Source organism: Vibrio splendidus (assembly GCF_024347615.1).
Lineage (GTDB): Bacteria > Pseudomonadota > Gammaproteobacteria > Enterobacterales > Vibrionaceae > Vibrio > Vibrio splendidus.
On the sequence record NZ_AP025508.1, the window covers coordinates 2,593,629 to 2,604,948 of the forward strand.

General features: G+C 42.6%; 10 protein-coding genes, 1 pseudogene and 1 riboswitch. Of the genes and pseudogenes, 6 read left to right on the top strand and 5 right to left on the bottom strand.

Translation table 11 applies throughout. The features are described from left to right. Nucleotides 1–85 precede the first annotated feature (85 nt). A complete protein-coding gene (cmoM, locus tag OCU90_RS11535) occupies nt 86–871 on the bottom strand; it encodes a tRNA uridine 5-oxyacetic acid(34) methyltransferase CmoM (RefSeq protein ID WP_061021812.1) in 786 nt (261 codons plus the stop codon). 115 nt (nt 872–986) lie between these two features. On the opposite strand from cmoM, the pseudogene elyC reads away from it, so the two are divergent. After that, nucleotides 987–1,841: pseudogene (gene elyC / locus OCU90_RS11540) on the top strand (envelope biogenesis factor ElyC). Between the two features lie 226 nt (nt 1,842–2,067). Here the strand turns inward: elyC and torR are convergent. After that, nucleotides 2,068–2,781: a two-component system response regulator TorR gene (gene torR / locus OCU90_RS11545; RefSeq protein WP_004736453.1), complete on the bottom strand. Its 714-nt coding sequence runs from the start codon at nt 2,779–2,781 to the stop codon at nt 2,068–2,070. 285 nt (nt 2,782–3,066) lie between these two features. Between torR and torD the strand changes: the two genes are divergently transcribed. The 5 genes from torD to OCU90_RS11570 all read left to right on the top strand — a co-directional run bounded on the left by torD (nt 3,067) and on the right by OCU90_RS11570 (nt 7,212). After that, entirely contained in the window at nt 3,067–3,714 is a 648-nt protein-coding gene (gene torD, locus OCU90_RS11550; protein ID WP_017093386.1) for a molecular chaperone TorD, read from the top strand. A gap of 316 nt (nt 3,715–4,030) precedes the next feature. Further along, the gene (purR, locus tag OCU90_RS11555; protein ID WP_017078168.1) at nt 4,031–5,035 is read left to right on the top strand and encodes an HTH-type transcriptional repressor PurR; all 1,005 of its coding nucleotides are present in this window, start codon (nt 4,031–4,033) and stop codon (nt 5,033–5,035) included. Nucleotides 5,036–5,205: 170 nt separating this feature from the next. Then, nucleotides 5,206–5,291: riboswitch (cyclic di-GMP riboswitch) on the top strand. Nucleotides 5,292–5,418: 127 nt separating this feature from the next. Beyond that, nucleotides 5,419–6,009 (top strand): TfoX/Sxy family DNA transformation protein, encoded by a 591-nt coding sequence (locus tag OCU90_RS11560; protein WP_004736448.1) that lies wholly within the window; start codon nt 5,419–5,421, stop codon nt 6,007–6,009. Between the two features lie 134 nt (nt 6,010–6,143). Further along, nucleotides 6,144–6,824, top strand: a complete 681-nt coding sequence (locus OCU90_RS11565; RefSeq protein WP_061021815.1) for a TVP38/TMEM64 family protein — start codon at nt 6,144–6,146, stop codon at nt 6,822–6,824. A gap of 70 nt (nt 6,825–6,894) precedes the next feature. Continuing rightward, entirely contained in the window at nt 6,895–7,212 is a 318-nt protein-coding gene (locus OCU90_RS11570; RefSeq protein WP_061021817.1) for a putative signal transducing protein, read from the top strand. 122 nt (nt 7,213–7,334) lie between these two features. On the opposite strand, the gene OCU90_RS11575 is transcribed toward OCU90_RS11570, so the two are convergent. From OCU90_RS11575 to glgC, 3 genes are all read right to left on the bottom strand, one after another. Continuing rightward, nucleotides 7,335–8,132: an alpha/beta fold hydrolase gene (locus OCU90_RS11575; protein WP_061021819.1), complete on the bottom strand. Its 798-nt coding sequence runs from the start codon at nt 8,130–8,132 to the stop codon at nt 7,335–7,337. Nucleotides 8,133–8,417: 285 nt separating this feature from the next. After that, nucleotides 8,418–9,872, bottom strand: coding sequence for a glycogen synthase GlgA (gene glgA / locus OCU90_RS11580; RefSeq protein ID WP_061021820.1), 1,455 nt, complete (start codon nt 9,870–9,872; stop codon nt 8,418–8,420). Further along, entirely contained in the window at nt 9,862–11,079 is a 1,218-nt protein-coding gene (gene glgC / locus OCU90_RS11585) for a glucose-1-phosphate adenylyltransferase (RefSeq protein ID WP_017078163.1), read from the bottom strand. Before glgC ends, glgA begins: the two co-directional genes overlap by 11 nt. Nucleotides 11,080–11,320: the final 241 nt, after the last annotated feature.

An 11,320-nucleotide genomic window follows, 5' to 3' on the forward strand; every position in this document is an offset into this window, starting at 1 on the left:
AGATATGACGCCTATTTCTTTATGACGCGGGCTTGTTACGATTGCATAGCGCATGTTGTGGCTTCTTTTACCACATTCACCGCTGCTATTGCGCAGGTTTTTGAGCCCAAACGTGAATATAACGGCCTAGTGACAGATATGGCTCTTGGCGGCATAGCTGTTTTTCTAGTTCCAATACATCTTCAAATTGGTAATCGCCCATGTACTCCATATTACCTATGTAGTCACTGAAAGAACGAATGCCTGATTTACCACAGATTTCTAGACCGGCGTCTTCTATCCATTGGTAAACCTCTTCTGGCTTCAAGCCTTTTTGTGGTTGCAGCTTAAACCGTTTTCGATGTGGCATCCCATTCAATACATGAGGAATGTTGCCACAAATCACATTTTTCAGGACTAATCCGTGGTGGTTGTAAAACATTATCGAAGCAACGCCACCGGGTTTTACTTGTTCCAGTAATAAATCAAGCGCCTCTTTAGGATCTGCGAGCCATTCCATTACGGCATGAAACATCACAAAATCAACTTGGCCTTCAAGGTGCCCTGCTACTTTTTGGACCGGAGAATGAATAAACCGATACTGCTCTAGCAAACCCGCTTCACTGATACTTTCTTCTGCTAGCTTCAGCATTTCAGAAGATAGGTCACAAAGAGAAACGTTATGCCCAAGCGACGCAATTTTTTGCGACATCTGCGCAAGGCCGCCTCCAGCATCAAGCACATGCAGCGGCGAAGCTGATTGCTCAAATTTGCTCAAAGCTTGTTCTAAATCTTCCCATACGATGATCTGACGGATCTCTCCTTTGTCAGAGCCGTAAATATTTTTTGCAAATTTGTGGGCAATATCGTCGAAATTACGGTCTTCAGTCACGGCTACTTGAGTTATTATGTCCTATCGTGCCTGCTATTCTGTCACAGGAATTTCAGGAATAAAGAGGCGATATCTCTTTTTACTACTAAGTGATGTTTTTTCGGACTATTCGGATATGTTTGAGCTGAAAAAAGTAGTGTCCTCGCTATTGATGCCACTGCCAGCAATGTTAATTCTCGCTTTTCTGGGTTTAGCCCTAGTGATGTTTACTACCAAAAGGAAGACGGGTTGCCTAATCACCCTTTCAGCCCTATGTGGTATTTTCCTAATCGCTTTCCAGCCAGTTTCTAGTCAACTTTTAATGCCAATGGAAAGGCAACACACCGCTTTTTTACCTGTCGATGAAACCGTCGATTACGTGATGGTTCTCGGAAGTGGTCACGTCGTAGACGACCAAATCCCACCAACATCAGAGCTTAGTCGCACCGGTCTAATGCGTTTAAGTGAAGGGATTCGTATTCTACGCCTTTACCCTGGTGCAAAACTCATTTTGTCTGGCTATGGCGCAGGCACTGAGGTGAGCAATGCTAGAATGATGGCCAAAGTTGCGTTGGCTCTAGGTGTCGCAAAGCCCGATATCATTCTGCTTGAAACAGCGAAAGACACATGGGAAGAAGCCCGACAAGCCGCTGCGTTCGTTAAAAATAAAAGAATGGTACTGGTAACTTCCGCTAGCCATATGACTCGCGCATTGAATGAATTCCATGCAGCTGGCATGAAGCCATTACCAGCCCCAACCAATTACCTTGCACAAGAAGGGATTGTTGAACCTTGGAATAAGTACATGCCTAAAGCTCTTTACCTTGAGCAAACTGAGCGTTACTAGCACGAAACAATGGGGTTGATGTGGCAAAGCCTGCGTGATTGGCTTGATACAAGCAATGACACCGTTGAAGAACCCATTGTTGTTCCTGAAACATCTCGCTTAGTTGAAGATGACGGTGGTATTTCTGCGGCTCAGCCTCAATAAACTCAACCGAATCAGTAAACTGAATTTTATCAGTAGACATAATCTTACCTGTAGACATAGTCTTATCTGTAGATTCGGCCAGATAGGCAAGACTGATTAACCAAGTAATTTGCAGGTTTCCAGTTCGTAAACACTAGAAGCTAAGCAATAAAAAAGCCGAGACATCAATGATGTCTCGGCTTTTTACGTTTAAATATCGTTGTTGATTAATCACTCCCGCAGGAAATCAATCACCAGCGAACATGTAACCTTCACCGTGAACCGTTACAAAAATTTGTGGATTCTTAGGGTCAAACTCCATCTTCGCACGCATACGACGGATTAACACATCGATAGTTCGATCGTTTGGAGCATCCACTCGGTGACTGATCATATTCAGAATGCGTTCACGACTTAATACCTGGTTAGGATAAGAAGAGAGCGCAACCAACAGTTCATATTCAGCTTTAGTCAGTTTTACCGGTTCGCCGTTTTTGCTTAGCGCACGACGAGGGATATCAAACGTCCACTCACCAAAACGAACCACAGATTCGTCTTCAGTCTCTTCAACCTTACCTGCTGCTGTTTTACGAGCGGCAGAAATGCGCCAAAGTAGGTTTTTAACTCGAACCAATAACTCGCGAAGTTCGAAGGGTTTAGTAACGTAATCGTCAGCGCCCATTTCAAGGCCAACGATTTTGTCGATGCTATCCGTGCGTCCAGTAACTAAAATAATTCCAATGTCTGATTGACTGCGTAATTCGCGAGTTAGCATCAATCCATCTTCGCCTGGTAAGTTGATGTCCAGCATAATGAGGTCAACGTTGTTTTCTTCTAACACGTTTCTCATTTGAGCGCCGCTTTCTGCTTCGCTTACTGTGTAACCTTCGTTCTGGAAGTATCCGACCAGTTTACTGCGGGTTACCACATCATCTTCTACGACTAATACGTGATAGCTCATCTACACCACTTTTCTTATTTAATAGTTTCAGTGACTATTCTATTCATAACTCGTAACAATTCTAGTGGTACACAAGATAAAAGCCAGAAACATGGATCTTTTTTGATACAAGACAATCTTAAACCTTGCTATTTATCGTCCATCGCAATTCAATATAGGCATTACTACTAACGAGTAACTTTGCGTTTCGCAAATAACCTTGTTATTCAGCCTTGGTGTGCTTATGCACTAGTGACTTCAAGATGCATATAAGTAACACCACAAGACTAAATCAGGATCTAAGAAATGAAAGATACGAAAGCGTTCAACGAGCAAAGAGCAGAAATATACTGGTGGCTATCAAGCTTATTCGCTAAAGAGCTCACTCAAGAAGAACTCGATCACTACCACTCTGTTGAAATTCGTTCTTTCCTAACTGGTTTAGGCGAAAATGAAACACTAAAGCCAGCGATCGATAGCCTAGTGGATGCGCTAAACCGCCTACAAACGCGTGAAGATGCTCAACTAGAATTGTCTGCTGACTTCTGTGACTTATTCTTAAAAACAGATAAGCATGGCGCACTTCCTTACGCTTCTATGTATATCGGTGAGACTGGCCTTTTGAATGATAAGCCAGCAAAAGATATGGAAGAGATCATGGCTAAGCACAACTTAGTGGTGAACCAAGACCTAAAAGAACCAGCTGACCACATCGCTATCGAACTCGACTTCCTTGGCAACTTGATCATCCGTTCTAATGAAACTGAGCTTGAAGAAGAGCTAGAAAAATCGTTCATTGTTCAACAGCAATTTATCGAGCAACAACTTCTTACTTGGGTACCAAAGTTCAACGTTAAATGTCATGACGTTGACGAATTCGGTTTCTACGCATCAGTCTCATCTCTGTTACTTGCATTCTGCAAATTGGACACACAATACCTCGCTGGTGAATAAGCTTATTGGATGACTCGTTAAATAAATTCAGAAGAATGTGACAATTCACCCGGATTTCCGGGTGAATTTTATTGCGAGTAATTTCTAGTCAGTCTAAAATTGTGACCGCAAACGATAAAATATGAAACATTCACGAAATGCTATGCTTATTATAGTTTTGAGCATTTCGGTGTTAAGACAAGCCGCTCAATAGCGGTTTTTTGTTTTTTAGCACTTTAGTACCCAAAGAGCCCTACAAATTTAAGCTCTTAGTTAGGTAGCTTAACGGCTACTTCATTCCGTACTTTGGGAAAGTAGCTTCTAATAGGATAAAACCATGGCCACTATAAAAGATGTCGCTCGCTTAGCAGGCGTATCAACAACAACCGTTTCTCACGTAATCAACAAAACTCGCTTTGTTGCAGAAGCGACGCAAGAAAAAGTAAATAAAGCCGTAGACGAACTGAACTATGCACCAAGTGCCGTTGCTCGTAGTTTGAAGTGCAATACAACCCGCACTATCGGCATGCTAGTTACTCAATCAACTAACCTATTCTTCTCTGAAGTTATCGATGGTGTTGAAAGCTACTGCTACCGTCAAGGTTACACTTTGATCCTGTGTAATACGGGCGGTATCTATGAGAAGCAACGTGACTACATTCGAATGCTTGCAGAGAAACGTGTAGATGGCATCTTAGTTATGTGTTCTGACCTAACTGAAGAGCTGAGAGGCATGTTAGACCGTCACGCTGACATTCCTAAAGTGATTATGGATTGGGGCCCTGAGAGTTCTCAAGCAGATAAGATCATCGACAACTCTGAAGAAGGTGGTTACCTAGCGACCAAATACCTCATTGATCACGGTCACTCCAAGATTGCTTGTTTAAGTGGCCACTTAGACAAAGCGGCATGTGTTGAACGCATCGCGGGTTACAAACGCGCACTCAACGAAGCTAAGATTGCTGCCGATGATAACATGATCATTGAAGGTAACTTCGAGTGTGATACTGCGGTTCTTGCGGCAGAGAAAATCATTAAGATGGTAGATCGCCCAACGGCCGTATTCTGTTTTAACGACACGATGGCACTCGGCCTAATGAGCAGACTGCAAGAGAAAGGAATTCGTATCCCTGAAGATATTTCAGTGATCGGCTATGACAACATCGAGCTGGCTGAATACTTCTCTCCGCCGTTAACAACGGTTCACCAACCCAAACGTCGTGTTGGTAAGAACGCTTTCGAAATTTTGTTAGAACGCATTAAAGATAAAGACCATGAAAAGCGTGTGTTCGAAATGCATCCTGAAATTGTTGAGCGAAGCACAGTTAAAACGTTAAATTAATTGATAAATTCAGTTTAATATAATTAAGCGCACCTTTAGGTGCGCTTTTTTTATCAACAACATGAATGAACCTGGTATCATACTGGAAAGATCATTAATTGAAGCAATATCACATTTTGAAATAACAAGTGTGAGCCTCATTCAACAAAAACTTTATTCTATTCAATCAGTCACGCACAGGGCAAATCACTTGAAAGAGTGAGACGCAAAGCTTCCGGCCTAAACCACTCGTTGGTATGGTAGCGGGGTTACCGATGGCAAAATGCAGTAACTACTAATAATTTAGTAATTTACGGCTAATTGACAATTTAATTGCAACATTTTGCTAATCTCTCGGACCTGCTTATTTGGTGGCGTAGTTCAAATACACCGAGATAAATAACATGGATAAACCGATACTAAAGGATTCAATGAAATTATTTGAATCCCTAGGAAAAATAAAATCACGCTCGATGTTTGGTGGCTTCGGTCTTTTTGCTGATGACACTATGTTTGCTCTGGTTGTAAATGACCAGTTGCACATACGAGCAGACAAATGCACAACGAAACAGTTCGAACAACAAGGGTTTCAACCGTACGTCTACAAAAAACGTGGTTTCCCTGTCGTTACTAAATATTTCGCTTTACCTGAAGGCCTGTGGCAAGACCAAGAGAAAATCTTGCAGCTTGCAACGACGTCTCTGGGTTTTGCTAAAGAAGAAAAAGCTGAGCAATCTTCAGCTAAGCCTACTCGACTCAAAGATCTGCCCAACCTTCGACTCGCCACTGAGCGTATGTTGAAAAAAGCAGGGATCGATTCCGTAGAACGTTTATATGAATCTGGCTCTGTAAACGCATTTAACGCCATCAAAGAATCACATGCGTCTTCTGTCAGTATTGAACTACTTTGGGCGTTAGAAGGCGCGATCAATGGCACACATTGGTCTGTTATACCGCAGCAGCGTCGTGAAGAGCTTATCAATCGCGTCAATTAACATTGTCAGTGCAAATTATCTATATAACTAAGCCGCATTTACTGCGGCTTTTTTTATATCTGCTGAAAGTTAATCTATGCTTTGCCTGTCTATCTATACTAATGGTATACATTGAAAATTTGGAGGAAGTATCAATGAGTAAGAAAATGATATTGGGTATTGTGTTGGTCGTAACCATCGTCTTGTTAGGCGTCAATTTCGGCCAATACCTAACGCTTGAAAATGCCAAGGCCCAACAAGCCGTTTTAAATGACTACATTGATAGCAACTTCATTGCTGCCGCTGCTATCTATTTTGTCGCGTATATAATGATTACTGCTTTCTCCATTCCTGGTGCCGCTGTTGTGACCCTATTAGGGGCCGCGCTATTTGGCTTCTGGAACAGCTTGCTGCTGGTATCTTTCGCGAGTGCGATCGGTGCGACCTTAGCATTCTTAAGTAGCCGTTATCTGTTACGTGACTGGATTCAAACCAAGTTTGGTGACAAATTAGCAACGATTAACAAGGGCGTTGAAAAAGACGGAGCATTTTACTTATTTTCTCTGCGTCTGATTCCTGTCTTCCCGTTTTTCCTTATCAATCTGTTGATGGGTCTAACACCGATGTCAGTGAGTCGTTACTACATTACGAGTCAAATAGGGATGTTACCGGGTACTGCTGTTTTCTTGAATGCTGGTACTCAACTCGCGGAAATTGATTCACTTTCGGGTATCGTGTCCCCTTCAGTACTATTGTCATTTGCCTTACTGGGTGTATTCCCAATCATTGCTAAATGGTTGATGAATAAATTTCGCTCAGCACCTGTGGCTGAATAACGTATATAACTGAATAACGTATACTTATAATAGCTAAATAACGCATATAGCCAGATAAGGTTCTATCTCAATGAAAATCTTCAGTGCATCGAATCCGACAGAAGCTCATATCATCTGTGGATTGTTAGAAAGCGAGAATATTGCCTGTGAAGTCCGTGGTGAAGGGTTGTTCGGATTGAAAGGGGAAATCCCATTCACTGAAGAAACTGACCCTTACGTATGGTTATATGAGCTAGAATTGGCGAGCAAAGCCCGGGCAGTTGTTAATGACTACCAGAAACAGCAAGATTCGATCATCTATGAAGAGTGGCGTTGTGGTGAGTGTCATGAAGTCAACGAAGCGCAATTCGGCTCTTGCTGGCAGTGCGGTGCTGCTTCACCTGAATAGTAAGGTTTCAGTGACCTTATAGAACGATTCGGTCAGATACCTCCTCCAAATAAAAACGGGAAGCTAAAATTAGCTTCCCGTTTTTGTTTCAATTCTATTCGAGCATCTGTTCTGCTAAAGAATCACTGAATTTGCTTTTGAATAAAAGCGATAGATCGTTGATTGAATTCTTCAGGGTTTTCTACGTTGCACACATGCCCACAGTTGGCAATTTCTACCAACTCACTCGACTTATGCGCTTCTACCATTTCTTTTACTGGCTTGATGAACATGTAGTCGCGCTCGCCCATCAAATACAAAGTTGGAATCGGCAACTCTCGGTCTTTGAAGTACTTCATCAATGGGTTCACATCAGCCGTAAGGATAAACCAGCGTTTAAACTCTTTTTGGCACAGCTTTTTGGCTTCGCGGATAAACAGGTTACGTGATTCTTTTTGGCTTTTTTGTGGCATCACAACGTAAGCGAAAAGGCTGTATAACCACATGTAAGGAATGATGTGCTTGCTGAGGTTACCCAGCTTGATTAAGACTTGAGAGCGAGTGTTGAGTTTGGTCACGGCACCACCCAGTACCATTGAACGTACTCGGCCAGCCGCTAGCTCTGCGACATTACGGACAATAATCGTGCCCAAAGACATGCCTACAAAGTGTGCAGAACGGATTTTTAGATGGTCTAACACCTTAAGAATATCGAGCGTTACCGCTTTGAACGTATAACGATTCGAAATCAACTCTTTGAGGATGTTGTCTGATTTACCATGCCCTCTCAAATCAATGAGAAGCAAGTTGAAGTGCTGTTTATACGCTTTGATCTGCTTAAACCAAATGGAGGAACTGCCTCCTGCGCCATGCACAAATACAACCCACTCATCGCTCGTAGGGTGAGTAAATGTTTTATGAAATAGTAAACTCTCAGACATACCTATCGCTTTAATTATTGGAATGGAGCTCTGCCTCATCACAAGGCGATGGCTAAGGATATCACGCAATCAAGAAATTTAAGTGATAATAGTGTCAAACCTAACATTAGCCATGTGAATACCTACCCCACCTTTTCTACCTGACTAAAATGAGTTTGCAAGTTTTCTCTTCCTAAACGTGATGTGATCTGACCAGAAAACAAAAAGGCACTCTACTATCAGAGCGCCTTCTACTATTAAGTTCAGTTGTTATACATCAGCTTATTTTACAGCTAATTCAGCACGTTAAAATGCAGAATGGTACATCGTAAGATATTCTTTTGCCGCATCTTCCCAACTAAAATCTTGTTGCATCGCGTAAAGTTGAACACGCTTAATTTCAGCGGGGTTTTGTGCATAAAGTAGTAATGAACGATGCAATACTGCCAGTAACGCTTGCGGTGTTGGCTCTTCAAAAGCAAAGCCGGTCGCTATCTCGGGATCCTGATCGTAATCATTCACACTGTCTTTTAAACCGCCCACAGAGCGAACAATCGGTAACGTACCGTAAGCCATGCTGTAGATTTGGTTTAAGCCACAAGGTTCGAACTCCGAAGGCATCAAGAAGAAATCAGAACCCGCTTCAACTAAGTGCGCAAGCTCATTATTATACGCTTCTACAAACGAGAACTTATCTGAGTGAAGTGCCGACAGCTCTTTCAGCTGACTCGCTAAAACTGGATCACCAGTACCGACAATCACGATCTGAAGATCGTTTTTCAAAAACTGTTCGATGATAGGCAGTAAGTAATGAACACCTTTCTGATTAGTCAAACGACAAACCATGCCATAAACCGCACAATCGGTGACGGGGAGTCCAACATCTTGCTGCAGTTTTTGCTTACAAGCTGACTTCCCACGAACCATGCTGTGCTTTGTCGCTTTGAATTTACGAGGAAGGAAAGCGTCCGTTTCCGGGTTCCAAGCTCCGTAATCACAACCATTCAAAATGCCAAAAAGATCCGCGGATCTGTACTGGAATTCTGCTGCCATACCGTGACTGCCTAATTCCGTTTTCAGCTCCTCGGCATACGTTGGACTGACTGCGTTCACCTTATCAGCACACATCACGCCGGCTCTCAGCATTGTGACATGCGTGTCACTCACTGAAGCTTCAGGCACATTGTAGCTATGCATTTCTGGTAGAAATTGCAGTTCATCGTATGCGAACACACCTTTGAAAACTGCGTTGTGAATTGAGATAACACTGCGCGTATTTTCAAAGAAATCATGTTGTTGATAACGTGACTTAAGCAAAAAAGGAACAAAGCCTGTATGCCAGTCATTTGCATGAATGATATCAGGTTGGAAGGCAAGCTTAGGAAGCATATCAAGGCAGGCTGCACTGAAGAACGAGAAACGCTCTCCGTTATCTGCGTAAGCTTGATTATTTTCTGCGTACATTTCTGGACGGTCGAAATATTTGGCACATTCGATACCAAAAACTTGAACACCTTCTACACTCAGTTTTTTGACTTGGTAAGCGGTATGAGGCCAATGATCGAGCTCGGTCGATAAAATGACTTCGGCTGCATCAATGTTTGGAATGTTTCTATACGCGGGGATAGTCACTCGAACGTCCTGTTCGAGTGTTTGTAACGCTTTCGGCAGTGCCTTGGCTACATCAGCCAAGCCACCACTTTTAATCAAGCCTTCAACTTCAGACGCTACAAAAAGTACCGAGAGAGTTTTAGTAACCAACTCGTGCTCCTTTAGAAATAACAACTACACCATCGTCAGATACGTGGTAATGCTTTTTGTCTTCTGTCAGGTTTACACCAATTTGAGTGCCTGGTGCGATGTCTGCATCTTTATCAATGATAACGCGACGAAGTATACAACCCTCGCCCACCTTCACATCACCTAATAAAATACTCTCACTAATATCACACGCTGATGCGATATTGCTTCGGAAGCCTAATACACTCTTTTCAATACGCGAACCACGTACGTAACTACCGCTACACACAAGGCTATCAATGATCTGAATTCGACCATTAGCCGAGTCAGTAAATGTAGCTGGTGGTAGTGGCGGATAGTAAGTGTGTAGAGGCCATTTACGGTTGTATAGCGAGAATGGTGCATCTTTCTTAAGAAGGTCCATATGTGCTTGCCAGTACGCATCAATCGTACCTACATCGCGCCAGTAAACTTCTTCTTTCTCACCAGTAATGCGGTTGGTGCTGAAATCATAAACAAACACATCACCGCGTGGGAACATGTTTGGAATAATGTCTTTCCCAAAGTCATGTGAAGATTCAGGTTTATCTGCATCTTCCGTTAGTTCAGCAAAAAGTTCTTTCGCTTCAAACACGTAGTTGCCCATTGAAACGAGCGCTGACTCTGGGTCTCCCGGAATCGACTTAGGATTTGCAGGCTTCTCTTCAAAGCCAATCATGCGGCCTTCAGCATCAACCTCGATAACACCGAATTCTGATGCTTCAGCAAGCGGCATACGCAGTGCAGAAACGGTTAATGCTGCTTTCTTTTCTTTATGGAAATCAAGCATTTGTTTGATGTCCATTTTATAGATATGGTCAGAACCAAAAATACAGACTTGATCAGGTTCTTCCAGCTCCATAAAACCCATATTTTGGTAGATAGCATCTGCTGTGCCTTCATACCAACGCTTTCCTTTACGCATTTGCGCAGGAATTGGGTCGATAAAACGATCTGTGATGCCACTGATATTCCAACCTTTTTTCATGTGGTGGAACAGAGATTGTGACTTAAATTGTGTTAATACGTAGATCTTCATAAGATCAGCATTAACGAAGTTGTTCAAAGCGAAATCAATTAAGCGGTAACTACCACCGAAAGGAACCGAGGGTTTGCTGCGAGATTCAGTCAAAGGTCTTAAGCGAGAGCCTTCACCACCAGCAAGAATCATTCCCAATACACCAGCCATTTTATTCTCCATATATCTATAGCTTGTCGATGTCAGTACTCGTAGAGGTGTCTTCCTCTGGGGGATGAGCACTAACACTTATTTCGGTACTTAACGAATATTCATTCACATACAGTGACAATATCCTAAGCCAAACGTTGTTATGCGTGCACTATTCTTTGCACTTGGTTTTATATACGTTATCGACTTTTCGGTCGATTTCAATTTTTAATACGCCATTCTGTGCTATGTAAGCTGATTG

Excerpts from the sequence above, each read along its gene's own strand:
- OCU90_RS11570 (WP_061021817.1), top strand. The coding sequence starts at position 6,895 with ATGAAAATCTTCAGTGCATCGAATCCGACAGAAGCTCATATCATCTGT.
- glgC (WP_017078163.1), bottom strand. The coding sequence starts at position 11,079 with ATGGCTGGTGTATTGGGAATGATTCTTGCTGGTGGTGAAGGCTCTCGC.
- purR (WP_017078168.1), top strand. The coding sequence starts at position 4,031 with ATGGCCACTATAAAAGATGTCGCTCGCTTAGCAGGCGTATCAACAACA.
- OCU90_RS11575 (WP_061021819.1), bottom strand. The coding sequence starts at position 8,132 with ATGTCTGAGAGTTTACTATTTCATAAAACATTTACTCACCCTACGAGC.
- torD (WP_017093386.1), top strand. The coding sequence starts at position 3,067 with ATGAAAGATACGAAAGCGTTCAACGAGCAAAGAGCAGAAATATACTGG.
- torR (WP_004736453.1), bottom strand. The coding sequence starts at position 2,781 with ATGAGCTATCACGTATTAGTCGTAGAAGATGATGTGGTAACCCGCAGT.
- OCU90_RS11565 (WP_061021815.1), top strand. The coding sequence starts at position 6,144 with ATGAGTAAGAAAATGATATTGGGTATTGTGTTGGTCGTAACCATCGTC.
- OCU90_RS11560 (WP_004736448.1), top strand. The coding sequence starts at position 5,419 with ATGGATAAACCGATACTAAAGGATTCAATGAAATTATTTGAATCCCTA.